23 protein-coding genes are annotated in these 25488 nt (G+C 67.9%); 16 read left to right on the top strand and 7 right to left on the bottom strand.

Features of this window, described 5'->3' with window-relative positions:
• Positions 1-123 precede the first annotated feature (123 nt).
• Positions 124-546, top strand: coding sequence for an RNA polymerase-binding protein DksA (dksA, locus tag C8D03_RS19485; RefSeq protein ID WP_108048847.1), 423 nt, complete (start codon positions 124-126; stop codon positions 544-546).
• Between the two features lie 492 nt (positions 547-1038).
• Here dksA and flgH read toward each other — a convergent pair whose 3' ends face one another.
• From flgH to flgF, 4 genes are read right to left on the bottom strand one after another with little or no spacing between them, the layout of a single operon-like run.
• Complete coding sequence (gene flgH, locus C8D03_RS19480) at positions 1039-1791, bottom strand: flagellar basal body L-ring protein FlgH (RefSeq protein ID WP_108048845.1); 753 nt, start codon at positions 1789-1791, stop codon at positions 1039-1041.
• Between the two features lie 21 nt (positions 1792-1812).
• The gene (gene flgA, locus C8D03_RS19475) at positions 1813-2871 is read right to left on the bottom strand and encodes a flagellar basal body P-ring formation chaperone FlgA (protein ID WP_108048843.1); all 1059 of its coding nucleotides are present in this window, start codon (positions 2869-2871) and stop codon (positions 1813-1815) included.
• Between the two features lie 17 nt (positions 2872-2888).
• Positions 2889-3680 (bottom strand): flagellar basal-body rod protein FlgG, encoded by a 792-nt coding sequence (gene flgG, locus C8D03_RS19470; protein WP_108048840.1) that lies wholly within the window; start codon positions 3678-3680, stop codon positions 2889-2891.
• Between the two features lie 22 nt (positions 3681-3702).
• Entirely contained in the window at positions 3703-4446 is a 744-nt protein-coding gene (flgF, locus tag C8D03_RS19465; protein WP_108048838.1) for a flagellar basal-body rod protein FlgF, read from the bottom strand.
• A 291-nt stretch (positions 4447-4737) separates the two neighbouring features.
• Here flgF and fliL point away from each other — a divergent pair, with 291 nt between their 5' ends.
• The 5 genes from fliL to C8D03_RS19440 all read left to right on the top strand — a co-directional run bounded on the left by fliL (position 4738) and on the right by C8D03_RS19440 (position 11357).
• Positions 4738-5247, top strand: coding sequence for a flagellar basal body-associated protein FliL (gene fliL, locus C8D03_RS19460; RefSeq protein ID WP_108048836.1), 510 nt, complete (start codon positions 4738-4740; stop codon positions 5245-5247).
• An 88-nt stretch (positions 5248-5335) separates the two neighbouring features.
• A complete protein-coding gene (gene fliM, locus C8D03_RS19455; protein WP_108048835.1) occupies positions 5336-6466 on the top strand; it encodes a flagellar motor switch protein FliM in 1131 nt (376 codons plus the stop codon).
• Between the two features lie 16 nt (positions 6467-6482).
• Entirely contained in the window at positions 6483-6947 is a 465-nt protein-coding gene (locus C8D03_RS19450; RefSeq protein WP_108048833.1) for a DUF6468 domain-containing protein, read from the top strand.
• Positions 6944-7777 carry a MotE family protein gene (locus tag C8D03_RS19445; protein ID WP_108048831.1) on the top strand — a complete coding sequence of 278 codons (834 nt, stop codon included), beginning with the start codon at positions 6944-6946 and terminating at the stop codon, positions 7775-7777. The genes C8D03_RS19450 and C8D03_RS19445 overlap by 4 nt, the downstream gene beginning before the upstream one ends.
• Positions 7778-7880: 103 nt before the next feature.
• Complete coding sequence (locus tag C8D03_RS19440) at positions 7881-11357, top strand: hypothetical protein (protein ID WP_108048830.1); 3477 nt, start codon at positions 7881-7883, stop codon at positions 11355-11357.
• Positions 11358-11382: 25 nt separating this feature from the next.
• Here the strand turns inward: C8D03_RS19440 and fliP are convergent, their stop codons facing one another.
• Both fliP and C8D03_RS19430 read right to left on the bottom strand, forming a co-directional pair.
• Complete coding sequence (fliP, locus tag C8D03_RS19435) at positions 11383-12162, bottom strand: flagellar type III secretion system pore protein FliP (RefSeq protein WP_108051837.1); 780 nt, start codon at positions 12160-12162, stop codon at positions 11383-11385.
• 136 nt (positions 12163-12298) lie between these two features.
• Entirely contained in the window at positions 12299-13720 is a 1422-nt protein-coding gene (locus C8D03_RS19430; RefSeq protein ID WP_181301099.1) for a flagellar biosynthetic protein FliO, read from the bottom strand.
• A gap of 227 nt (positions 13721-13947) precedes the next feature.
• Here C8D03_RS19430 and flgB point away from each other — a divergent pair, with 227 nt between their 5' ends.
• The 9 genes from flgB (at position 13948) to C8D03_RS19385 (ending at position 22752) form a co-directional block, all read left to right on the top strand.
• Positions 13948-14349 carry a flagellar basal body rod protein FlgB gene (flgB, locus tag C8D03_RS19425; RefSeq protein ID WP_108048824.1) on the top strand — a complete coding sequence of 134 codons (402 nt, stop codon included), beginning with the start codon at positions 13948-13950 and terminating at the stop codon, positions 14347-14349.
• Between the two features lie 53 nt (positions 14350-14402).
• Positions 14403-14813: a flagellar basal body rod protein FlgC gene (gene flgC, locus C8D03_RS19420; RefSeq protein ID WP_108048821.1), complete on the top strand. Its 411-nt coding sequence runs from the start codon at positions 14403-14405 to the stop codon at positions 14811-14813.
• A 14-nt stretch (positions 14814-14827) separates the two neighbouring features.
• On the top strand, positions 14828-15151 hold the full coding sequence (fliE, locus tag C8D03_RS19415; protein WP_108048819.1) for a flagellar hook-basal body complex protein FliE: 324 nt from the start codon (positions 14828-14830) through the stop codon (positions 15149-15151).
• Between the two features lie 25 nt (positions 15152-15176).
• Positions 15177-15443 carry a flagellar biosynthesis protein FliQ gene (gene fliQ, locus C8D03_RS19410; protein ID WP_108048817.1) on the top strand — a complete coding sequence of 89 codons (267 nt, stop codon included), beginning with the start codon at positions 15177-15179 and terminating at the stop codon, positions 15441-15443.
• Positions 15444-15523: 80 nt separating this feature from the next.
• Positions 15524-16282 carry a flagellar biosynthetic protein FliR gene (gene fliR / locus C8D03_RS19405; RefSeq protein ID WP_108051836.1) on the top strand — a complete coding sequence of 253 codons (759 nt, stop codon included), beginning with the start codon at positions 15524-15526 and terminating at the stop codon, positions 16280-16282.
• Between the two features lie 6 nt (positions 16283-16288).
• Positions 16289-17356 carry a flagellar biosynthesis protein FlhB gene (gene flhB / locus C8D03_RS19400; protein WP_108048815.1) on the top strand — a complete coding sequence of 356 codons (1068 nt, stop codon included), beginning with the start codon at positions 16289-16291 and terminating at the stop codon, positions 17354-17356.
• A 120-nt stretch (positions 17357-17476) separates the two neighbouring features.
• A complete protein-coding gene (gene cckA, locus C8D03_RS19395; protein ID WP_108048812.1) occupies positions 17477-19975 on the top strand; it encodes a cell cycle histidine kinase CckA in 2499 nt (832 codons plus the stop codon).
• Positions 19976-20151: 176 nt separating this feature from the next.
• A complete protein-coding gene (locus tag C8D03_RS19390; RefSeq protein WP_108048811.1) occupies positions 20152-22170 on the top strand; it encodes a caspase family protein in 2019 nt (672 codons plus the stop codon).
• A gap of 54 nt (positions 22171-22224) precedes the next feature.
• Positions 22225-22752: a hypothetical protein gene (locus C8D03_RS19385; protein WP_108048809.1), complete on the top strand. Its 528-nt coding sequence runs from the start codon at positions 22225-22227 to the stop codon at positions 22750-22752.
• A 35-nt stretch (positions 22753-22787) separates the two neighbouring features.
• On the opposite strand, the gene C8D03_RS19380 is transcribed toward C8D03_RS19385, so the two are convergent.
• Complete coding sequence (locus C8D03_RS19380; protein WP_108048807.1) at positions 22788-24104, bottom strand: MFS transporter; 1317 nt, start codon at positions 24102-24104, stop codon at positions 22788-22790.
• Between the two features lie 287 nt (positions 24105-24391).
• On the opposite strand from C8D03_RS19380, the gene recA reads away from it, so the two are divergent.
• Positions 24392-25477, top strand: coding sequence for a recombinase RecA (recA, locus tag C8D03_RS19375; protein WP_108048805.1), 1086 nt, complete (start codon positions 24392-24394; stop codon positions 25475-25477).
• The last annotated feature ends 11 nt before the right edge of the window (positions 25478-25488 follow it).

The following is a 25488-nucleotide window of genomic DNA, read 5'->3' as shown; positions in this document are numbered from 1 at the left end:
CGGGAAGCGCTATCCAACCCGATTGTTCCCGGCCATGTCCCTCGCTATAAGGGCGCCAAATCGGCGGCCCTCCCACGGCAGAGTCGGTGGGCGCTGCGGAACGATCAATCAGAGAGTGCGCCTATGTCGAAGCAGATCATTCTCGACGCGGACTACAAACCAAACGACGACGAGCCGTTCATGAACGATCGGCAGCGCGAGTATTTTCGCAGCAAGCTGCTGGCCTGGAAGGACGAGATCCTCAAGGAAGCCCGGGAAACACTCGTCACGCTGCAGAGCGAAAGCGAGAATCACCCCGACATCGCCGACCGCGCCTCCTCGGAGACCGACCGGGCGATCGAACTGCGTGCCCGCGACCGCCAGCGCAAGCTGATCGCCAAGATCGAATCGGCCATCGCCCGGATCGACGACAACACCTACGGCTATTGCGAGGAGACCGGCGAGCCGATCTCGCTGAAGCGCCTCGAAGCGCGCCCGATCGCGACGCTCTCACTGGAAGCCCAGGAGCGCCACGAGCGCAACGAGCGCGTCTTCCGCGACGATTGAGCCTTCCCGCAGGCCGTCACGCTCTCTCTTGGAAAGGCCCCGCCCCGCAAGGAGCGGGGCTTTTGTGCATGTGCGTTCGGGTGAGGACCGAGCGCGGGGACCGCATGATCCCCAGGGCGGTTCTCGCCGCCTTCAGAGTCCGGGATGCAAACCCGGCCGCAGGCGCCGCCCCCATCCCGACCAACGGCGTGCCTTCCGGATGGCTGCCCCTCGGGGATGATCTGATGACGGGATAGGCGAAGAGGGAACGCCCCCAACTCCGTCAGCGACCCAAAGCCAATCCACCACGCCAGGTTCCCGATCCATTTGCCTCAAAGCAAAAGCCCCGCGTCGGGAGGACGCGGGGCTTCGGGCTGCCAGCCTGTTTCAGCTTGGGGAGCGTGGCGGGCGGCCGGGAGATGCGGCGGCTCGGGAGAGACCGCCTGCCGGCAGGCGCGGAGATGAGCGGGGAGCGTTCCGCGCCGGCCGGGATTCGAAAAGCAGCGGGCTGCTTCAGAAGGGGAGAAGAATGTCCATCACCTGCTGGCCGTAGCGCGGCTGCTGGACATCGGTGATCTGGCCGCGGCCGCCATAGGCGATGCGGGCCTGGGCGATCTTGGTCGATTCGATCGTGTTGTCGGATTCGATGTCCTCGGGCCGGATCACGCCGGCCACGATCAGCTCGCGTACCTCGAAATTGACCCTGATCTCCTGCTTGCCCTCGATCACCAGGTTGCCGTTGGGCAGGGTCTGCGTGACGACAGCCGCGACGTTGGTCGCCAGCGTCTCGGAGCGGTTGACCGAGCCGGCGCCCTCGCTGGAGGCGGCGGAGTCGAGCTTCAGCAGCGAGCCGGCGCTGGCGCCGTCGGGCAGGAACTTGTCGAGCTTGTTCTCGAAGCCGAAGGCATTGTCGGCGCCGACATCCTCGCCGTTCTTGCGGCTGCGCTTGGTCGTGTTGTTGAGCTGCGCCTTGTCGGTGACCTTGACCTTGACGGTGACGAGATCGCCGACGAGCCGGGCGCGCTGGTCCTTGAAGAAGGCGCGCGAGCCGGTGCGCCAGAGCGAATTCGGCGCGAAGGAGGCATGCTCCATCGCCGGCATCGGCATCTGCACGGGCTTGTAGCCCTTGGTCGCGGTCGGGTCCTCGATCGGCGAGAGGGCCGGCGCGGCGCCGACATTGGCGAGCCGGTCGGCAGCGCCGCAGGCACCGAGCGAGGCCCCGAGGAGGAGAATGCCCGAGAGCTTGAGAAGGGTCATCTGGGTCATGGCGTGCTTTCCGAGACGAACTTACTGCGCGCTGGCGACGCGGCCGGCCGACGAGGCCTGGACCGAGATCCGGCCGGGCCCGCTAACCGTGCCCTGCAGCACGCGCTTGGACTGGGGGTTGGTGACGCTGACGACGTCACCCATCGCGCCAGCCTCTCCGGCCCGGCCGCGCAGGGTGATCATCAGCCCCTTCGATTCGTAGACAATGGTCACGAGATCGCCCTTGGCGACGATTTCCTCGCGTTGGACGTCGCCGGCGCGCAACGGCATCCCGACCATCAGGACCCGGCGGGCGACCTTGTCGATGGCCGCGCGCGGATCGCCGATCAGATCCGTGACCTGGCCGTCGCGAGGGCGGCGCTCGACGACGACGTCGGCCTTGCCGAGCGTCTCGCCCCGGGCGATCGCCCGCTTCGGAACCACCACCTCGATCGTCTCGACGAGCTGGCCGCCGATCCGAACCGGCTTCAGCCGCATCGCCGTGCTGCCCGGGACGGTGACGCGGGCCTGCAGCCGGCGGGTCCGGGCATCATAGCTCAGATCGGTGACCGCAACGTCGCCGGTCAGCTCGGGCTCGACCGCGACGACCGGGGCGCCGCCGTCGATGGAGAGCGCGAAGGCGCGGGCATCGACGCCGTAGCGCTCCTGCAACCCGGTCTTCACCGCCTCCTCGATATCGGCGGCCATGACGCGCCGCGCGGCGCGGCTGACGACCACCTGCGCCGCCCCGTCGCTCTCGATTTCGCCGGCGGCGCGGATGAAGCCGGCGGCCCGGGCCGCCTCGACGATCCGCGCGACCTGGATCGTGCCGGTTTCGCCCAGTGCGGGCGCACGGAAGGCCGGGGTCGCAGCGGCTTCGGCCGGCAGACCGGCGATCAGGTCGCCGAAGCTGACGAGGTCGCGCGTCAAGGTGAGCTCGGAGCGCAGATGCAGCCTGCGGGGAAGCTGCGGCGCCGCGACCGGACCGGTGGACAGCGCCGCGACGGTAACCGCGGGCTGCGCCGCAGCATGAGGCTGGGCGCTCAGGGCGGACGGCGCCAACAGGAGCAGGACGGCGAGGGAGAGCGACGAACGGATCATGATGCGCTACCTTCGGCCTAGCCGCGGAACATCTGGGTCGTCGCCGACATCATCTGGTCGGCGGCGGTGATGACCTTGGAGTTCATTTCGTAGGCGCGCTGCGCCGCGATCAGGGAGGAGAGTTCCGTGACCGCCTGGACGTTGCCTTCCTCGAGATAGTTCTGCTGCAGGTTGCCGAAGCCCTCCCCGCCGCCGAAGCCGTCGATCGGCTGGCCCGAGGCCGCCGTCTCGATGAACAGGTTGTCGCCGATCGATTCCAGCCCGACCTTGTTGACGAAGCGCACGAGCTGGATCTGGCCCAGAACCTGCGGAGCGGTCTGGCCGGGAAGCATCACCTCGACGGACCCCTGCGCGTTGATGTTCACGCTGGTCGCATTGTTGGGGATCGTGATGCCGGGCTCGACCTGATAGCCGTCGCGGGTGACGAGTTGGCCCTGCGCGTCGAGGTCGAACGAGCCGTCGCGCGAATAGGTGGTGCGGCCGTCCGGCATGCGGACGCGGAAGAAGCCCTCGCCGCGGATCGCGAGGTCGTACTGCTTCTCGGTCGGCGTCAGGTTGCCCTGCGTCATGACCCGGCCGGTCGAGACCGTCTTGACGCCCGAGCCGACGAAGGTGCCGGCGGGAACCTGGGTGTTCTGGTCCGAGGTGGCGGAGCCCGCACGCCGGAAGTTCTCGTAGAGCAGATCCTGGAAATGCACGCGCTGGCGCTTGTAGCCGGTGGTGCGCACGTTGGCGATGTTGTTCGAGATGACCTGGACGTTGAGTTCCTGGGCCATCATGCCGGTGGCGGCGGTCTGAAGGGCGCGCATGGACTTGGCTCCTCTTGGCCGTTCAGGCTTGCTGGTCGGCGAGGCGGGCGATCGCCTTGCTGCGCAGTTCGTCCGTCTTCGACATCATGTTGGCCGTGCTCTGATAGGAGCGCTGGACTTCCATCAACCGCGTCATCTCGATCACCGCCTTGACGTTCGAGCCCTCGATCGCGCCCGGCTCGAGACGGGCTTCCAGACCGGCCGGCAGCGCCGCCGCCGCCGAGGCGAACAGGTTGGTGCCTTCGCTGGTCAGCGCCCGCGGGTTGGCGAAGCGCACCATCCTGAGCTTGCCGCGCTGGCCCTGGTCGGTGGAGACCGTGCCGTCGGCGGCGATCCTGGCGTTGCTTTCGGCCGAACCGAAGGTAATCGGCCCGCCATCGCCCATGACGGGCTGGCCCGACTGGGTCACGAGCTGCCCGCGGGCATTGATGTCGAGCGAGCCAGCGCGGGTGTAGCGGTCCCCGTTCGGGGTCTGCACCACGAGGTAGTTGTCGCCGCGCAGCGCGACGTCCAGCGGGTTGCCGGTGCGCTCGATCGCCCCCTGCGACAGGTCGATCGGCGTGCCCTTGTCGATGACATAGGAGAGCGGCCGATCGCTCGGCTTGAAGCTCTCGGCGCTGGCATTCGGCATAATGAATTCGTTGAAGCGCGCCGAGCGCGTCTTGAAGCCGTTGGTCCCGACATTCGCCATGTTGTTGGCGATGACATCCAGCTCACGCGCCAGAGCCATCTGACGCGACAGGCCGACGAGAAGCGCGTTCTCCACGGCGTAGTCTCCCGATTCTGTTCCGCGGCCACTTCGACGCTCCCCAGCGCAGCAGCCACGGAAATGGTTTCGCAAGCGCCGTGCCAGCATGGTTAATCCAATTAAATAACTGAAATTAAAAGGTAAGTTTGATTTCATCTCCCGCTACGCGCCCTGCAGGACAGGGCCGGGAGGCAAGATCGACCCGGCAGAAATTGCCCTCCTTAACGACGCGTTAACCGTGAATGCTCAGGGTGTTCGAGACGGCCCGCGCAGGCGCTCGGGCTGTCTCGACTCCGAGGCGTGCAGGCGATGGCGAAGAAGCCCAAGACCGATGAGGAAGGCGCCCCCGGCGAGGCGCCGCCGCAGGGCGGCAAGAAGAAGCTGATCATGATCGTCGGCGGCGTCGTGATGCTCGCGGCGCTCGGCGGCGGCGGCTGGTTCTTCTTCCTGAAGAAGCCCTCCCCCGAGCAGATCGCGGCGGCCGAACAGGCCAAGAATGCCAAGAAGCCGGTCAGCTTCGTCGAGATGAAGGACATGATGATCGGCATCTCCGGCGGCGCCCAGTCGGAGCGCCAGCCGATCATCAAGATCAAGGTCGTGCTGGAAACCGCCGACGCGAAGGTCTCCGACGAGATCAAGCCCCTGCTCCCGCGCGTGGAGGACGCCTTCCAGGTCTTCATGCGCGAATTGCGGCCCTCCGACCTCGAAGGCTCGGCTGGGATGTACCGCCTGAAGGAAGAACTCCTGCGCCGCGTCAACGTCACGGTCTTCCCGGCCAAGATCGACGCCGTGCTGTTCAAGGAACTGCTGGTTCAGTGAACCGGCCGGTATCGGCCCGAAACGGCAAAGCCGGCCTTCGGATCACGTCGATGCGAGATCAAAGCCCGATGGAAGCGACGACAGGCAGATGAGCAGCAGCGATCGCGACAATGCCGATGCGGTTCCGAAGAACGAACCGCTGAGCCCCGAGAGCATGGCGGCCGAATGGGCCACCATGCCCGACATCACGGAGGACGAAGGCGAACCGGAAGGCGGCACGGACCGCCTGATGAGCCAGGACGAAATCGACACGATGCTCGGTTTCTCCCTTGGCGACGACAAGGACGGCCGCAACGGCATCCAGGCGATCGTCGATTCGGGTTCGGTCTCCTATGAACGCCTGCCGATGCTCGAAATCATTTTCGAGCGACTGGTCCGCCTGCTCTCCACTAGCCTGCGCAACTTCTTCACCGACAACGTCGAGGTCACGCTCGAGAGCATCCGCTCCGTGCGTTTCGGCGACTACATGAATTCGATCTCTCAGCCGGCGATGCTCTCGGTCTTCAAGGCCGAGGAGTGGGACAATTTCGGCCTGATCACGATCGAATCCGCCCTGACCTATTCGGTGCTCGACATCATGTTCGGCGGCAAGCGCGGCCAGCCCGCGCCACGCGTCGACGGCCGCCCCTTCACCTCGATCGAGATCCGGCTGATCCGCCGCGTGATCACGCTGATCCTGGGAGACGCCGAGGCGGCGTTCAATCCCCTCTCCCCCGTGACCTTCACGATCGACCGCATCGAATCCAATCCGCGTTTCGTCTCGATCTCCCGGCCCGCCAACGCCGCCATCCGGGTCGAGCTGAAGTTCGACATGGAAGGACGCGGCGGCTCGCTGCACATCCTCCTGCCCTATGCGACGATCGAGCCGATCCGTGATCTGCTGCTCGAAAGCTTCATGGGTGAGAAGCTCGGCCGCGATCCGATCTGGGAGAACCATCTCGCGACCGAGGTCTGGCAGACCGAGGTTCCGGTCACCTGCGTGCTGCATGAGACGCAGATGCCGCTGAAGCGGATGATGAACCTCGAGATCGGCGACACGCTGATGTTCGATGCGCGCCCCGACGCGACCGTGTCGCTGCGCTGCGGCGACTTCATCGTCAGCGACGGCCGCATCGGCCGGGTCGACGACAAGATCGCCGTCCAGATCGTCAGCCCGCTGCGGCGCTCCAAGACGACGATCGCCGCCTTCGACAGCAACCATCTCAGCCACTCCTCCTGACGACAAGGCGCCCGGCATGACGATCACTCTCATCGCCGATGTTCTGGTCGCGAGCCTGCTCGTCGCCACGATCATCACCTGCTTCATCCTGACCAAGCGGATCGAGCGCCTGAAGACCGATGAGGCCGGCATGCGCCAGACCGTCGGCGCGCTCATCGCCGCAACCGACACCGCCGAACGCGCGATCGCCGGCCTGAAGCTGACGCTCGGCGATTGCGACCGCACCCTCGCCGAGCGCCTTCAGACGGCCGAGCGCTACGCCGCCGACCTCGCCGCGCAGATCGAGGCCGGCCAGGTCGTGATGGAGCGCATCGGCCAGATCGTCAGCGCCGCCACGCTGGTTGCGCCGAAAGCGGCCACCGACAGCGCCGCCGAGCAGACACCCGAGCCGGCCCCGGTCTCGCGCATGGCCAGTGCCGCCCGCTCCGCCGCCGCGATCCGGGCCCGCGCCGCCCGCCGCCTCGAGGATCAGGCTGCGTGATCGAACGGCCCCGCCTGCTTCCGGCCGTCATCCTCGGCGCCATGGGTCTCCTGGCGCTGAAGCTGCTTGCCTGGACGGCGGAGCCCTATCCCGGAAAGATCCCGGCCAGCGACCAGATCTTCGCGTCCGGCGCGAAGCCGGAGAAGGAAGTCTGGGGGCTGGCAAAGGTCATCGCGCACGCACATTCGCCGGACCGGCCATTCCGTGATCCGGAAACGACCGGCTCCGTGCCCGCGCCCGACCCGAAAAAGGAACAGGAGAAGGCCGATGCGGAAGCGAAGGCGGAGGCAGCCCGTGCCGCCAATCCGCTGAACAAGGCCGGCGTCATGAACGGCGTCGCCGCCCCGGTCTCACCGGCCGAGCGTGCCTTGCTCGAGCGCCTGGGCGAGCGGCGAGAGGAGATCGACGCACGCATGCGTGAGCTCGAGATGCGCGAGCGCCTGCTCGATACCGCCGAAAAGAAGCTCGACAGCCGCGTCGGCGACCTGAAGGATCTCGAGACCAAAGCCGGCGGTCCGGGAGGCAAGCCGGCCGCCGACGAGACCAAGGCGATCAAGAACCTCGTCATCATGTACGAGGCGATGAAGCCCAAAGACGCGGCTCGGGTGTTCGACCGCCTCGGCCTCGACATCCTGGTGCCGGTCGTCCAGCAGATGAACCCGCGCAAGATGTCGGAGGTCCTGGCAGCGATGGCACCCGAGCGGGCCGAGAAGCTGACGGTCGCGCTTGCCACGATGCCGCGCGGCCCCGGCGCCGAGCGCGTCACGATCGATCCCGCCTCGCTGCCCGGCACCGAGCTTCCCGCAATCGCGCCTGCGCCCCGGCGCTGAGCCCGGCCCCTTAACCCTGCATTATCCTTGACGCGCTAGCGTCGCCACGATCGGGGTTGGCTCGTCCGGCTCCGGCAGTGTCGCGTTGCGTGAGTTTACGGCTTTGCGTCTCCCGCGTTCCCTTGCTTTCGGCATCGGCCTGTCGGCCCTTGCCGTCGCCGCCGGCCTCGGCGCGCCGGCGCTCGCCGCCAGCGCGACCTTGCGTGGCGACGTCATGCCGCCCGGGTTCGGCCGCCTCTCCCTGGTCTTCGATGAACCGACCCAGACGCGCATCCGCGTCTCGAACGGCGTGCTGGTCGTCGCCTTCGGCGACAGCGTGAAGATCGACGTCGCGAAGATCGCCCGCGAACTGCCTGCCTATGTCTCGATCGCCCGCGTCGACCCGGACGGGCGCGGGCTGCGCTTCGCCCTCGCCAGAAGCTATCGCGCCAACCTGATCGAGGCCGGCGAACGCGCCTTCATCGATCTGCTGCCGGAGAACTGGTCCGGCCTCCTGCCCGGCCCGCCGCCCGAGGTCATCGCCGAGATGTCCGAGCGCCTGCGCATCGCCGAGGCGCGTGCCCGCGAGGCCGCGCGCGCGGCGCAGGAGACACGCAAGACGCTGCGCGTGCGCAGAGCCAGCCTGCCGACGCTGGAACGGCTGATCTTCGACGTCCCGCCCGAGACGGTCCTGACGCCGGATCTCGCCGACGACGCGCTGACCCTGAATTTCAACCAGCCGATGACGGTCGATCCCGCCGCGGTCCGGACCGCGCTGCCAAGTGGCGTCGCGCTGGTTTCTCAGGAGACCGGCAAGACCGCGACGACGCTCGGCCTCTCCCTGCCCAAGGACTGGCAGATCCGCAGCTTCCGCGACGAGGACGGCCTCGTCCTCGATCTGCTGAAGCCGGGCAAGCCCGCCTCGGCGACGCTGGCGGAACCGGCCGGCACGGCCCCGGCCAGTGCAGCCGCCATGCCCAGCGCCGCCACCGTGCAACCCGCCGCCCTCCCCGCGCCCGGCCCGGCCGAGAATGCGCCGCCGGCCCTGCAGCCATCCCCGGCGCCGGCACCCGCCGCCGTCTCCCCGCCGGCCGTCGACCCAACGCCGCAGGCGGTGAAGATCGCAGCCGTCGGCACGCGGCTCGACTTCCGCTTCCCGCGCATCACCGGCGCCGCCGGCTTCGTCGAGGCCGGCATCGCGACCCTCGTCTTCGACACCCGCGACACGATCGACCCAGCCGACCTCAAGGGCATGCTGCCCCAGTACATCGAGGACGCGACGGTCACGCGCGAGGGCAAGATCGCGCTGGTCCGGCTACGCCTGGCCGGCCAGCCCCTGACGCGCCTGTTCGACGACGGCACTAGCTGGTCGCTCAGCTTCGGCGAGCAGGGCGGCAAGACCGCCGAGCCCCTGGCGCCCTCCCGCTCCATGGACGAACAGGGCCAGACCATCGTCGCCGTGCCCCTGCGCGGCATGACCGGCGTGCACTGGCTGGAGGCCGGTCCATCCGGCGTCCCGGTCGCGGTCGCGACGGCCATCGGCCCGGTCCGGGTCACGGCCAAGCCCTATCAGTTCGTCGAATTCAGCCTGCTGCCGACCGCGCACGGCCTGGCCGTCGCCCCGCGCTCGGACGACGTCGTCGTGCGCGCAGGCACCGAACAGGTGCGCGTCGGCAGGACCGGCGGGCTGACCGTGACGCTGGACGTTCCAGAGCCGGAGAAGAGCGCCGAGGCCGCCGAGGCCCAGGCTCAGACACCGCTGCTCGACCCTGAGCAGTGGAGCAAACTCGCCGTCGCCGCGGTACGCGACCATGAGCGTTCGCTCCAGCGCGAGATCGCCGGCGCTTCCCGCGCGCGCAAATCGGAGACCCGCCTCGCTCTGGCCCGCTTCTACGCGGCCAACCGGCTGATGTCCGAGGCCAAGGGCCCGTTGACGGCGCTGATGGCCGACGACACCGCCATGCGCGGCCATCGCGAGGCCCTGTTCCTGAAGGGCCTGATCGCGGCCCAGATGCATCGGCACCGGGAGGCAATCGCCGCCTTCGACGCGGCCCCGATCAAGGACGATCCGGAAACCGGGCTCTGGCGCGCCCTCGTCGACCAGAGGCTCGGCCGCAACGCCCAGGCGCTGGTCGGCTTCCGCCGCGCCGAGGCGATTCTCGACCGCTACCCGCCCGAGCTCCAGGGCGATCTCCGCGCCGCCAAGGCTCGCGCGGCCTTGGCGATGCGCGACATGACAATCGCCGAGCGCGAGATCGAGACGCTGGCGGGACTGCCGGGCAGCACGGTCGATTCCGAGAACATAGCCTTGCTCCGCGCCATGCTGGACGATGTCAGCGGCCGCCCGGACAACGCGCTGGCCGGCTACAAGCCGCTCTTCGAGGCGCGCAGCCGGCCCGTCGCGGCCGAGGCGCAGCTCCGCGCCGTCAGGCTCATACAGGCCGAGAAGCGTTCCGATATCGGCCCCGACGAGGCTCTGGCGCGGCTCGAGACCGTCTCGATCATCTGGCGGGGCGGCGACATCGAGATCGAGGCCCTGGCCGAAATGGGCCGACTCTACGCCGACCAGCAGCGCTGGCGCGACGCCTTCATGGTCGCGCGCCGGGCCAGCGAGACCTTCCCGGAGCATGCCCTGACGCGGCGTCTGCAGGACGAAACGGCACAGCGTTTCGCCGAACTCTTCGGCGTGCGCGGGCTCGACGAACTGCCCCGCCTCGATGCGCTGGCGCTGTTCTACGACTTCAAGGAGTTCCTGCCGATCGGCCGGCGCGGCGACGAGATCACACGTCTCCTGGCCGACCGGCTGGTCGGGCTCGACCTGCTCGACCAGGCCAGCGACATCCTGCGCTACCAGATGGAGAGGCGTCTGACCGGCGCGGCGCGTTCGACGGTCGCCGCACGCCTTGCCATGGTCAACCTGATCAACGGCAAGCCGGTCGAAGCCCTGCGCGCGCTGAACACGACCCGGCTGGTCGAACTGCCCGCCGACGTCAAGCGTGCCCGCCTGCTGCTCGAGGCCAAGGCGCTGTCCGACCTGTCGCGCACCGACCAGGCGCTCGACCTGCTCGAGGCCGAGCGCGGCGCCGAAGTCCATCGCCTGCGCGCCGACATCTTCTGGACCGGACGGCGCTGGCGGGAAGCAGGCGAAGCGCATGAACGCATCCTCGACGAAGCCTGGCGTGGACAGGCGCCGCTCGGCGACGGTCAGCGCTCCGATGTGATGCGCGCCGCGATCTCCTATGTAATGGCCAATGAAGGGCTGGCGCTGGACCGGCTGCGCAGCAAATTCGCGACGAAGATGGCGCAGAGCAGCGATGCCCGTACCTTCGCCTTCGTCACCGGCGCCAGCCGTTCGAAGGCCGCCGACATCCGCGAGATGGCGCGCGCGGCCGCCGCGGCCGGCGCCGATACGCTGACCGACTTCATGCAGGCCTACCGCGAGCGCTACCCGGCCTACTCCTCCGCCATGCGCCAGAAGAAGCCGGATGCCCAGGCCCTGCCGCCGGCTGCCGAGGCCCCGCCCCAGGCGCCGACCGCCGTGCCGGCAGCGACAGGCACGCCACCCCAGGCGCCGGCGCCAGCAGCGCCCGGGCGAAGCTGACGCCGGGCGCTGACCTGCGGCGCGCTCAGACCCCGTAACTCTTCACCAGCGACCCGGCCACGAGCCCCCAGCCGTCGACCAGGACGAAGAAGATCAGCTTGAACGGCAGCGCCACCGTCACCGGCGGCAGCATCATCATGCCCACCGACATCAGGATCGACGCCACGACGAGGTCGATGATCAGGAACGGCACGAACAGCAGGAAGCCGATCTCGAAGGCCCGCCGCAGCTCCGAGATCATGAAGGCCGGCACCAGCACATGGATCTGCACCTCTTGCGGCGTCGCCGGCGGCGGCTCGCGCGACATCTCCATGAAGAGCGCGAGGTCCTTCTCCCGGACGTGCCGCAGCATGAACGTCTTGAACGGCACGACGCCGCGATTATACGCTTCCGCCGGCTGGATCTGCCCGGCGACCAGCGGCGCGATCGCGTTGGCATAGGCCTCGCGCAAAGTCGGGGCCATCACGAACCCGGTCAGGAACAGCGAGAGCCCGATGATCACGGCATTGGGCGGGGCCGTCTGCGTGCCCAGCGCTGAGCGCAACAGCGACAGCACCACGGCAATGCGGGTGAACGACGTCACCATGATCAGGATCGACGGCGCCAGCGACAGCACCGTGATGACGGCGATCAGTTGCAGCGCGCGCTCGGCCACGCCACCGCCCTGCCCCAGATCGAGCGACAGCGTCTGCGCCAGTGCCGGCCCGGCGGGCACGCTCGCGAGCGCCGCCCAGAACGTGAGCCAGGTCGTGGCGACACCGACGCTCCGCGCGCGGCGCCGCCATCTCGCAGGAGTGCTGGTCATGGTCACGCGCACGGCCGTCATTGCGCCCGACTCAGGGGATCGGGCCGCGCAAGGCTAAGGCTGCGCCTCGCCCACCGGCAACCGGCCTGGCGGCGTCAGGATGCCGCGCAGCCACAAAACCTGTTGATCATGCCGGTCAGGACCGGGGTTTCGGATCCCGGCCGAGCAGGCGGGCGAATTCCGCCTCGATGGCATCGACCGAGAACGGGTCGATCGGCTTCGGCTCGGGCTCGGGCTGCGGTTGCGACACAGCCTCCTCGGCCGGCGACTCGGGAGCGGGCTCCTCGGGCATGTCAGCCGGCTCCGGCTCGTCCGCCTGCGTCTCGTCGAAGATCGCCTTCGACTCGTCCTCGCCCATCTGCGGCTCCGCCTCGGGCTCGGCCTCCGGCTCGGGCATGGTCTCAGCTGGAGGCGCGGGCTCGAACACGGGCTCGGGCTCATCGTCCGGCTCCGGCACGATGACCTCCGGCTCCACGCTCTTCACCGGCTCGGCCGGGGGCATCGGCTCGAAGGGCTTCGGCGCGACAAAGGAGGGGGGCGGAGCAAAGAGTGGCGGCCTGGGGCTGGTCCGCTCCGGCTTGAGACCGAGCGCCATCTCGAGCTCGGCCTCGACGTCGGCAGGCACGACGCGCGCGCCCGTCCCCAGGAAGGCCGGCAGCACCGTCGGCGCCAGGATCGCGGCGGGAGCAGCCTCGACCGGCGGCTCGGCCGGCGGCAAAACGGGCTCGGGGACTGGAGCCGCAACGATCGGCTCCGCCGGAAGAAGGTCCGGCGCATTGGCGGGACGCACCGCAGAGAACGGGCGCTTCAGAGCCTCGTCGAGCTGTCGCGCCATGTCATCGAGCTCTCCCGCGCTGACGGCGGGCGCGGGATCGCGCGTGAAGTGCGGCGGCGGCACCGGCGGCACTGGCGCGACCGGCGTTGCCTGCGCTTTCGACGCAACGACGGCGCCCAGCGCTGCGATGCCGCCCACGGCCGTCGCGGCAGCGACGGCGGCCTCGGCCTGCGTCAGGGTCTGGACCGGGCGCGGCGTCGCCGGCGGCGTCCGGGGCGGAGGCTGCACCGGCTCAACGCCGGAGGGAGCGAGCGCCACCGGAGCCGGCGGAGGCGCCCGGCGCGCATCGTCGGCGGGCTCGTAGCGCAAAGGCTCCTGGCGCAAAGGTTCCTGGCGCAAAGGCTCTTGCGGCACGAGCGTATCGAATGGCAGCGGCCGGTCCGGCATCCCTGCATCGGGCTGCGCCGGCACCGCCGCCCGCGCGCCGCTGCGGACGATATTGGTCTCGATCACGACGTCGGACGCCCCGCCGATCATCACGAGATGCTCGACATTGTCGCGCCGGATCAGCACGAGCTGGCGCTGGCGGTCGAGGTCGTGGATGTCCACCACGCCGAGGCGGGGCTGCCGCGTGCGGCCACCGCCCTGCCCCTTGATCCGCAGCCGGCCGTCCTTGATCTGCCGCGCGAACAGCCCGAGCAGCACGAGCAGAACCAGGATGACGCCAAAAGCGATGACCCACTTTTGCGCGGTCGGAAGATCGAAACCAAACAAGCTCTGCAAGGTCTGCCTCATATGCGACGGCGGGCCGGGCCCCGGCGGCCGGTAAGTCCATCTGACGTTGAACACGCTGGCTATAGCATAGCGCCCGCGCTTTCAGGAAACATGGTGAATGCGTGGTTAACCGGACCTGCGAAACCACGCGGCATTAACCGCTCGTTAACCATGGACCCGGCAATATTTACCGAGTGAGCCGGGGCATCGCGCCGGCACGGCAAGGGTCAACGGCCATGGCGAACACAGCCCTGGGCACAGGCGGAAACCTGATGCAGGCGCTCAAGACGCGCATGCACTGGCATCAGACGCGCCAGAAGGTGCTGGCCGAAAACGTCGCCAACGCCGACAGCCCGGGCTTCCGCCCGATGGACGTCAAGGCGCCGGCGATCGGGCCTGGACAGGCGAGTGTCGGGCTCGCCCAGACCAGCGCCGGGCATATGGATCTGAGCGGCCGCCGCGGCGGCTTCGACAGCGCGCGCGCCCAGCGCTTCGAAGTCACGCCCAACGGTAACGCGGTCAATCTCGAGGACGAGATGACCAAGGTCGCCCAGAACCAGTCGGACTATCAGCTCGCAGCCTCGCTCTACAGCAAGGGCCTCGGCCTGATGAAGATCGCGATCGGCAAGGGCCGCTAGAAAATCGGGCCGCTGACGTCGCCTGACGGCCAGCGCTGGAAGGAACAGGCAGGATGGATCTTCTCAAGAGCATCGCGGTGGCAACCTCGGGCCTGCGCAGCCAGTCCGGCCGCATGCGCGTCATCGCCGAGAACATGGCCAACGCCGATTCGGGCCCCGAGCGCGCGGGTGCCGATCCCTATCGCCGCAAGATCCCGACCTTCCAGCGCCGTTTCGACCGCGAACTCGAGGCCCAGGTCGTCGATATGGGCCGCGTCCAGCGTGACAACAGCGCCTTCCGCACGAAATTCGAGCCCGGCAACCCGACGGCCGACGCCAGCGGCAATGTCCGCATGCCCAACGTCAATTCGCTGATCGAGACGATGGACATGCGCGAGGCCCAGCGCAGCTACGAGGCCAACCTCAACCTGATCTCGTCGACGCGCCGGATGATCCAGCGCACCATCGACATCCTGCGCGCCTGAAGGATCTGCTCGTCATGGCAACGCCAAGCTTCGCCGCAGGAGCCTATGCCTCGATCCAGGGTATGGGCGCCGGCAATCTGCTCCGCAAGCCCATCGCCTCCTCGGGCGCAGAATCGGGCAGCACCGATTTCTCCGCCCTGATCGGCAAGGCTCTCGAAGCCACCGCCGATGCCGGGCGCAAGGCCGATACCCAGTCCGCTTCCGTCGCCATGGGCCGCGCCGACGTCGTCGACGTCGTCACCGCCGTGGCCGAGAGCGAGGCCGCGATCGAGACGCTGGTCGCCGTGCGCGATCGCGTCATCGCAGCCTATGAGGAAATCATGCGGATGCCGGTTTGATGCGGCCTTTCAGGACGAAAAGAACATGACTTCCGGAGCTATTCTCGACGTCGCCCGCGACGGCATCATGGTGTTTCTCAAGGCCGGCGGACCGCTGATGATGGTCGCGCTCATCGTCGGCCTCGCCGTCTCGCTGGTCCAGGCCCTGACCCAGATCCAGGAGCAGACACTGGTCTATGTGCCCAAGATCCTGGCGGTCTTCGCCGCGCTGATGCTGTTTCTCCCGTTCATGGGAGACGCGCTCGCAGGCTATATGGGACGGGTCGCCGTCCGAATCGCCACGGGCGAATGATCCTGCCGCTGCTGACGCTCGCCATCATCGGTGGCCCGGCACCACGGCGCCCCGACTGGCGACGAGGCTCTCACGGCACGATGCAGATCGCGATCCTGCCCGAGATCAGCGCCATCTTCGTGCTCGTCTTCGCGCGCGTCGGTACGCTCGTCATGCTGATGCCGGGCATCGGCGAGCGCTTCGTCTTTTCGCGCGGCCGGCTCTCGCTCGCCTTCTTCATCGCGCTGGTGGTGGTCCCGATGGCGCGCCCGCTGTTGCGCCTGCCGCCGGACATGCCGGGCGTCGTCGGACTGCTGGTCGGGGAGATCCTGATCGGTCTCGTCATCGGCGTCTGCGCCCGCTTCGTCATGGCCGCCCTCCAGACCGCCGGCACGCTGGTCGCCCAGACCATGGGTCTCGGCTTCGCCATGACGGTCGATCCGACTGGCGGAACCCAGAATCCCTCGATCGGCAATCTTTTGACCATGCTCGGCATCACGCTCGTCCTGACGAGCGATTTGCACCATGTCGCCATCGTCGCGATCCATGAAAGCTACCGCGTGCTGCCGCCCGGCGGCATCCCGGAAATCGGCGACGTGATGACGCTGGCGATCCGTGCGGCGTCGCAGGGCTTCGCGCTTGCCGTCCAGATCTCGGCGCCCTTCATCGTCTTCGGCCTGCTCTTCAACCTCGGCCTCGGCGTGCTGGCGCGGATGATGCCGCAGCTCCAGGTCTTCTTCCTGGCGGTGCCGGCCTCGATCCTCGGCGGCATGCTGGTGCTGCTGGCCGTCGTCGGCGTGATGATGAGCGTCTTCCTCAACGATCTCGGCGCCTTCCTGCGCCAGTTCGCCGGGAACTGACGCGCCATGTCAGAGGATGCCGACAACGAGGACAGGACAGAGGAGCCGACACAGCGAAAGCTGGATCAGGCGACCGAGAAAGGCGACATTCCCAGATCGCAGGAGATCGGCACCTTTTTCGTGCTCTGCGGCTTCACCATGGCGCTGCTCGTCGGCGCCGGCTGGTCGGCCCGGGATGCCGCGCTCTCGCTGCGCGCCTTCCTGATGAACGCCCATCAGGTGCCGTCCGACGGCCAGGCCTTTACCCATGTGGCCAAGCAGGGTGTCATGGCCGGCTTCTCGGCGCTGGGCCTGCCCTTCGCCTTCATCCTCTGCGCGGCGCTGGCCGGCGCGCTGATCCAGCACAAGCCGCTCTGGACCCTCGACCCGCTGATGCCGAAGTTCAGCCGCATCTCGCCCATGGCCGGCGCCAAGCGGATGTTCGGCAAGGAGGCCTGGGTCAATTTCGCCAAGGGTCTCGCCAAGACCGGCCTTGTCGGCGCCGTCGTCTGGACCACGCTGTGGAACGAGCACGACCGGCTCGAGGGCTTCGCGCAGATGAGCGTCTCGGCGTTGCTGCCGGCCGCCCTCGTGCTCGCGATCAAGCTGATGGCGAGCGCGCTTGCGCTCTTCGCCGTGATCGCGCTGGGCGATTTCGGCTGGCAACGCTGGACCTGGTACCAGCGCCAGAAGATGACCAAGCAGGAGCTGAAGGACGAATACAAGAACTCGGAAGGCAATCCCGAGGTCAAGGCGAAGCTCCGCCAGATCCGGGCGCAGCGCGTGCGCAAGCGCATGATGGCGGCAGTGCCGAAGGCGACCGTGATCATCACCAACCCGACCCACTATGCCGTCGCGCTGCAATACGAGCCCGGCATGGCCGCGCCGCTCTGCCTCGCCAAGGGCGTCGACGCGGTCGCGCTGAAGATCCGCGAGGTCGCCGGCGAGCATAGCGTTCCGATCGTCGAGAACGTGCCCCTGGCGCGCGCGCTCTACGCCAGCGTCGACATCGACGAAGAAATTCCTGTCGAACACTATCAGGCTGTGGCCGAAGTGATCGGATACGTCTTGCGCCTGAAGGGCCGGCGCGCCTAACTCGCTCAAGCATGATGCCGGAAAGTGGGAACCGGTTTTCGGACCACATCATGCATCGGACTACGCGCGCAAGCGTCGCCGTCGCGGCGGCTCGACAGCAACGGGACGGACCACACCGCAATGGGCGGAACCACGACTGCGATCGATCGCTCCGACAAGCCCGGCCATATCGGCGTCATCCTGCTCGTCGCGGGGCTGCTCGTCGGCGCCGCGATCGCGCTCGGCTTCATCGCCAATGAATGGGCCCAGCCGCTGATCCTGGGGCTGCTGGCCCTCCTCTCCGTCGTCGGCGTCTTCGGCCTGTTCGCCTTCGCCATCGGCCTGATCCAGTTCTCCGGCCGAGCCGCCCGCAACGATCTGACCAAGACGATCGTCGACCGCGCCGACGAGGGCGTCGTCGTCACCGAAGGCGAGAACGGGATCGTCTATGCCAACGAGGCCTATCTCGCGCTGGCGGGCGCCCGCGGCGCCAGCGACCTGCGCCCGGTCGGCAGCCTGTTCACCGGCCGCGCCGAGGTTTCGGAGGCGATCTACCGCCTCGCCACTGCCGCGCGCGAAAGCCGCCGGCTGGCCGAGGAAATCCGATTAGAGCCGGCGCTGAACGGCCGCGGCGCCGTCGGCTGGTACCGGATCAAGGTCGCGCCCCTGCGCCGCGACGGCAAGCCCGCGACACTCTGGGCGGTCTCGGACGTGACGCCGGAGCGCGAGCGCCAGGAGAACGCCTTCCAGGAACTCCAGCACGCGATCGACTATCTCGACCATGCGCCGGCCGGCTTCGTCTCGATCGACGCCGATGGCGAGGTCTCCTATCTCAACGCCACGCTCTCGGGCTGGCTCGATTTCGACCTCGCCCGCTTCGGCTCCGGCGGCCTGCATCTCGACGACATCGCGACTCCGGCCGCAGCCGCGCTTGTCCAGGCCATCCGCGGCCAACCCGGCGATGTTCGGATCGAGGTGCTCGACGTCGATCTGAAGCGCCGCAACGGCGCCCCGCTTCCGGTTCGCCTGCATCATCAGGTCGCCTTCGGCAGCGATGGCCGGGCCGGCCCCTCGCGCACGCTGGTGCTCAACCGCGCGCCGGGCGAAGTGGGGACCGATGTCGGCAGCGACGCCGAAATCCGGTTCGCCCGCTTCTTCCACTCGACCCCGATGGCGATCGCGACGGTAGACCGCACCGGCACCATCCTGCGCTCCAACGCCGCCTTCGCCCGCCTGACCCAGGCCGGTCCCCAGCCGGCAGCCATCCACGACCTCGTCGCAGCCGGGGGCGGCCTCGACCGTGCGCTGGCTGCGGCGATGGAAGGGCGCTCCGAAACCGCCCCGCTCGACCTGACGCTGGCCGCCGACGAGACCCGCTCGGCCAGGCTCTATCTCTCGCCGGTCGCCGCAACCGAGGATGGCGACGGCGAGCGCGCGATCATCTACGCGCTGGAGACGACCGCCGAGCGCAAGCTCAAGGACAATATCGACCAGGCCCAGAAGATGCAGGCCGTCGGCCAGCTCGCCGGCGGCATCGCACATGATTTCAACAACGTGCTGCAGGTCATCATCAACGCCTCGGAGTTCCTGCTCGCCAGCCACCGGCCGACCGACCCGTCGTTCCCGGACATCATGCAGATCAAGCAGAACGCCTACCGCGCCGCGGCACTGGTGCGGCAACTGCTTGCCTTCTCGCGCCGCCAGACGCTGCGCCCGCAGGTGCTGGAGCTTGGCGACGTGCTCTCCGACCTGTCGCTGATGCTCAAGCGCGTCGTCGCCGACAAGGTCACGCTCGATGTCCGCCAGGGCCGCGATCTCTGGCCTGTAAAGGCCGATCTCGGCCAGCTCGAGCAGGTTATCGTCAACCTCGCCGTCAATGCCCGCGACGCGATGGCCGATGGCGGCAAGCTCGCCGTCCGCACCCGCAATGTCGACGCCGCCGCCTGCGCCGCCTTCGGCTATGCCGCCCTGCCCGCTGACGACTATGTCCTGCTCGAGGTCGAGGACAGCGGCACCGGCATCGCGCCCGAGCATCTCGACAAGATCTTCGAGCCGTTCTTCACCACCAAGGAGGTCGGCAAGGGCACCGGCCTCGGCCTCTCCATGGTCTATGGCATCGTCAAGCAGACCGGCGGCTTCGTCTTCTGCGATTCCGTCGTCGGACGCGGCACGATCTTCCAGATCTTCCTGCCGCGCCATGTGCCGAGCGAAGAGGAGATTGCCGCCGAGGCCGCAATCAAGGAGGCGCCGAAGAAGGTCGCCGCCGACCACACCGGCGCCGGCGTCATCCTGCTGGTCGAGGACGAGGATGCGGTGCGCGCACTCAACGCCCGCATGCTGGTCTCGCGCGGCTACACCGTCCACGAGGCGGCCTCGGGCGTCGAGGCGCTCGACATCTTCCTCCAGCATGATGGCAAGATCGACCTCGTCGTCTCCGATGTGGTGATGCCGGAGATGGATGGGCCGACCCTGCTCGGCGAACTGCGCCAGCGCAACCCGGCGACCAAGGTCGTCTTCGTCTCGGGTTATGCCGAGGAGGCCTTCCGCAAGAACCTGCCCGAGGGCGAGGATTTCCAGTTCCTGCCAAAGCCTTTCACGATGAAGCAGCTCGTCGAGACCGTGAAGGCGGCGATGGGCTGAAAACCCAGATTAGCGAGGCTTTGCCGGAGCGCTGACCCAGCGTTTGTCCGCGGGATCACGCCGCGGCGCGCTGCCCCTACACACTGGATCTTGTCCGAGATCTCGACTCGAAGGCCGCTGGCGGCGATGTCAGGACGCGCTATAGTCTTCGACCAGGCGTCATACGGATCACTCATTTGGTCGCGCGGTCATCCACCGGCTCTGTGCTTGGACTCCTGCTTGTCCTCCTCGCATATTTTTGCGCGGCGGAAGCGACGTTTGCCAACGAGCCGACGGAACGCCGCGTCGCGCTCGTCATCGGCAATTCGGCCTATCGGGCCGTGCCCAGACTGCTCAATCCGCGCAACGACGCGCAGGATGTGTCCGCAGCTCTCAGGGCGGTCGGGTTCGAGGTGATCGAGGGGCACGACCTCGACAGGCGCGGCATGGGCGAGGCGCTGGGCCGCTTCGCCCGGGCGGCCGACGGAGCGGATGCGGCGCTGTTCTTCTATGCCGGCCACGGATTGCAGTTTCGCGGCGAGAATTTCCTGCTTCCGGTCGATGCCTCCCCTGCCGACGAACTCGCGATCCCCTACGAGACGACCCGCGTCGCCGACGTCGTCGAGGCACTCCAGAATGCCGCGGGTGTCCGTGTCCTGATCCTCGACGCCTGCCGGAACAACCCCATGGCGAACCGGATCTCCAGTTCCAACCGCACGCGCAGCAGTTCGGTCGGCCGCGGCCTCGCGCCCATCCCGCAGAACAAGGGCATGGTGGTCGCCTATGCCACCCAGGCCAACGACGTCGCGGCGGATGGCATGGGGCGCAACAGCCCGTTCAGCGCGGCCTTCATCGAGCAACTCGGCGAACCCGGCCTCGAGATCGGCCAGCTTTTCCGCAAGGTCGCGGTCAACGTCAACCAGCGCACCACCGGCAAGCAGACGCCGGAGCTGTCTTTGTCCCTCCTCGGCGATTTCTACTTCAACCGCAGCGAAACGGATATTCAGGCCTGGGCCAAGCTACGCGAGAGTGACGACGCCGCCGCCTTGCGCGGTTTCGTGAGCCGCTTCCCCGGCAGCTACCTGGCCGATGCTGCCAAAGCGCGCGTCGATGCCATTGACCGCGCACAGCGGGAAAGCGCTCTGAACCAGCAGATCGCCCGGTATGAGGAGGAGCGGCGCAAGGCCATGGCTGCGGCGGAGGCTGCGGCAAAGACGGAGGAAGCCCGGCTTGCAGGCGAGAAGGCCGAGCGCGACAGGCTTGTCACGGCACAGGCCGACATCCGGCGCAAGGCGGAGGACGATGCGGTTCGACAACAGGCCGAGCAGAAGCGGCGGCTCGACGAGCGCTTCGCCGAGTTGGAGGCCGAGAAGCGCCGATTCCAGAGCGAGCTTGCGGCGCGCGCTGAGCAGGAGGCGCGTCGCGCCCGCGACGACAAGGAGCGCGAGCGCCAGAGCGTAGAACGCGACCGCCTGGCCGCAGGTCAGGCCGACCGCATCCGGACCGCCGAGGACGACGCCAGCCGCCAGAAGCTGGAGGAGGAGCGCCGGATCGCCGAGCGACTGGCCAAGCTCGAAGAGGAGAATCGTCGCGCCTCCGCGGAACTGGCCGCCCGCTTCAAGGCGGAGCAGGACATCCGCGACACCTCCGAGCGCGAGCGCACCAGGCTGATCGCCGATATCGAGGCGGAACGCCGCCGCGCCGCTGAGGAGCTCCAGCGCGTGCAAAGGGAGGCCGGCGCTGCCCTTGCGCGCGAGAAGCAGCCGCCATCGCAGGACGCCGCGCCGCAGATCGCCTCGCTGGCGAGGGATGCCGAAACGCCCGCTCCCGCAGCGGGGCCAGGCATCGCCGGCCTGACGAGCACGATCCATCTCGAACTCAGGCGCGTCGGCTGCTACAACGGCAAGCCCGACGCGGAATGGTCGAGCCGGCAGACGAAGCAGGCGGTGCAACAGTTCGCGCGCCTGACCCGGACCAGCATTCCGGATGCCCCCAACGACGCGTTCCTCGATGCGCTCAAGCGCCAGCCCGGGCGGATTTGCCCGCTCTCATGCCCACGGGGCCAGATCGAGCGCGACGGCGCCTGCGTCGTTCAAAAAGCGCAGGTGAAGCGAGCGGAGCAGCCGCAGAAGGTTCGCGCGCAGACCCCGAAGGCGACGCCTCCCGCGCGAAGCGGCCGCTGCTTCTCGTTCAACGGCCAGTCGTTCTGCGAGTGAGCGGCACTCGCGACGCGCTGCACCGACCTTTCGTATCACAACAGTCGAGGGACGATGTCGAAATCCCTGATCGCGATCATCCTGGCAGCCTGCCCTCTCGTGGCCCTCGCTCATGCGCCCGCTGCGATGGCTCAGGACGTGCAGTTCCGCCTGTCCGTGGCCTGGACCGTTGAGGTGATCGAGCCCGAGCCGCGGTCCCGCCTCGCGGGCGGAACCTTCCTCCTGACACTCGGCAAGGGCGGAAAGGTCACCGAACTCTTCACGGATAACCAGCGCCGAAGGGGGCGGGGTCGTTCGGCCCGGCTCAAGGAGGGCGAACTGGGCGAAGACATCGATGGCCGTTTCGTTTCGCAATGGAAGGTCGTCAACGAGCGCACGCTGGTCCGGCTTGTGGCCAGACCCTCTCACACCTTCGCCATCTGGCTGAAGACCGATGGCGCCCGCTCCTGCACCGTATCGCTGGAGTGGCGCCTGAAGCCGGGCTTTACCTCCTATGAAGGCTGGTCCCGGCGCCGAGAGATCAGGACCAAGTTCCTCCAGCCGACCGTCCAGCACGCCCGTTGCGAGGTTCTGCAGGTCTAGAAGGCCGCTTCCAGGTCCAGACGAGCGCTCCAGATCTAGACGACCGCCTGATCCGACACGCTCGTCCGACGCAAGTGCCCGCCCCCTCCCATCGCCAGAAGCGCGACCAGCGTCAGGACCGCCGCCGCCGTCAGATAATATCCGACATGTCCGAGCCCGAAATGCGTCGCCAGCCAGGTCGCGATATAGGGCGCGAGCGAGGCCCCGACAATGCCGCCGAGATTGAAGGTCAGCGAGGCGCCGGTATAGCGCACCGCCGTCGGGAACATCTCGGCCAACGCCGTGCCGAGCGGGCCGTAGGTGAAGCCCATCAGCCCGAAGCCGAGGACGAAGAAGGCGAGCACGCCCACCGTGCTGCCCGAACCGAACAGCGGCGCCAGCGTGAAGCCGAACAGCGCGATCGCTAGCGTCGTGGCGATCAGCGTCCAGCGTCGGCCGAAACGATCCGCCAGCAGCGCCGAGAGGGGGATCGCGAGGCCGAAAAAGACGACGCCGATCATCTGCAGCGGCAGGAACTCGCCCCGCGCATAGCCCAGCGCCGTCGTGCCCCAGCTCAGCGAGAACACCGTCATGATGTAGAACAGCACGAAGGTCGCAAGCGCCGCGACGGTGCCCAGCAGCAGCGCAAGCTTGTGTCCGGCGAGCACGCTGACGAGCGGCACGCGCACGCGCTCCTGCTTGTCGAGCGCTTTGCGGAAGGCCGGCGTCTCGCTGATCCTGAGGCGCACATAGAGCCCCATGAAGACGAGCAGCGCGCTGGCGATGAACGGGATGCGCCAACCGAAGGCGAAGAACTGCGCGTCGCTCAGAATGTCGCCAAGCAGCAGGAAGCTGCCCGTCGCCAGGATGAAGCCGATCGGCGCGCCGAGTTGCGGGAACATGCCGTACCAGGCCTCCTTGCCGGGAGGCGCGTTCTCGGTGGCGAGCAGGACCGCCCCGCCCCACTCCCCGCCGAGGCCGAGGCCTTGCCCGAGCCGGCACAGCGCCAGCAGCAGCGGCGCGACGACGCCCACGGCGGCATAGGTCGGCAGCAGCCCGATCGCCACCGTCGACAGCCCCATCGTCATTAGCGCCGCGACCAGCGTCGCCTTGCGCCCGACCCGGTCGCCGAAATGGCCGAACAAGGCGGCACCAATCGGACGCGCGAAGAACGCGATCGCGAAGGTCGCGAAGGATTGCAGCATCGCCGAGTTCGGATCGCTGGCCGCGAAGAACAGCTTCGGGAACACAATCACGGCGGCGGTGGCGTAGATGTAGAAGTCGAAGAACTCGATCGTGGTGCCGATCAGGCTGGCGAACAGCACCCGGCGCGGCGAATTGGCCGGCACGGCGGACAGGGATGGGGAGGACACGACGAAAACTTTCGCAAATCAGAACGGGGATGCGCGCAATTAACAGAATGTGGAATGGCGCACCAACGACATGAGGCCCCATCGACATGCACACGAGACATGATGATACGACAACGCGTCGAGAAAGCCGCATTGCGCGCATGTCGGGGCGCGCTCCTGACAACTCCTGTCAGCAGACGCGAAACGAGAACAGAAAAAGAACTTGCAGACAGGAACAAACCATGACCAATCTTGGCCATCGGCGCGATTGAGATGTCATCGCGCCCCTGCCATAAGGAGCGCAACTCGTGAGTCAGGCGAATCTCAAGCTCGTGGAAGGTTCCTCGATGGACAAGGCCAAGGCGCTGGATGCAGCGCTCTCGCAGATCGAGCGCGCCTTTGGCAAGGGCTCGATCATGCGGCTGGGCAAGAACCAGCAGGCGATCGAGATCGAGACGATTTCGACCGGCTCGCTCGGCCTCGACATCGCGCTCGGCGTCGGCGGCCTGCCCCGCGGCCGCGTCATCGAGATTTACGGCCCTGAATCCTCCGGCAAGACGACGCTCGCGCTCCACACCATCGCCGAGGCCCAGAAGAAGGGCGGCGTCTGCGCCTTCGTCGATGCCGAGCATGCGCTCGATCCGGTCTATGCCCGCAAGCTCGGCGTCAATCTCGACGACCTGCTGATCTCGCAGCCCGACACCGGCGAGCAGGCGCTCGAAATCACCGACACCCTCGTCCGCTCCGGCGCGATCGACGTGCTGGTCATCGATTCGGTCGCAGCCCTGACGCCGCGTGCCGAGATCGAGGGCGAGATGGGCGATGTGCAGCCCGGTCTCCAGGCCCGCCTGATGAGCCAGGCCCTGCGCAAGCTGACCGCCTCGATCTCGCGTTCGAACTGCATGGTCATCTTCATCAACCAGATCCGCATGAAGATCGGCGTGATGTATGGTTCACCGGAGACGACGACCGGCGGCAACGCGCTGAAATTCTACGCCTCGGTGCGCCTCGACATCCGCCGCGTTGCGACGCTGAAGGATCGCGAGGAGGCCACCGGCAACCAGGTCCGCGTCAAGGTCGTCAAGAACAAGGTCGCGCCGCCCTTCAAGCAGGTCGAGTTCGACATCATGTTCGGCGAGGGCATCTCCAAGGTCGGCGAACTGGTCGATCTCGGCGTCAAGGCCGGCATGGTCGAGAAATCCGGCGCCTGGTTCTCCTTCGACAGCCAGCGCCTCGGCCAGGGCCGCGAGAACGCCAAAGCCTTCCTCAAGGCCAACCCCGAGATGGCCGCCAGGATCGAGGCGACGATCCGGCAGAACTCCGGCCTGGTCGCCGAGCGTATCCTCGACGAAGCGACACCGAGTGCCGACGATCTCGATGAGGGCGAGGCCTGAGCGGCCCCGCC

This window comes from Bosea sp. 124 (genome assembly GCF_003046175.1).
Taxonomy (GTDB): domain Bacteria; phylum Pseudomonadota; class Alphaproteobacteria; order Rhizobiales; family Beijerinckiaceae; genus Allobosea.
Note: the sequence above shows the minus strand (reverse complement) of the source record. Positions and strands in the feature narration are given on the sequence as shown.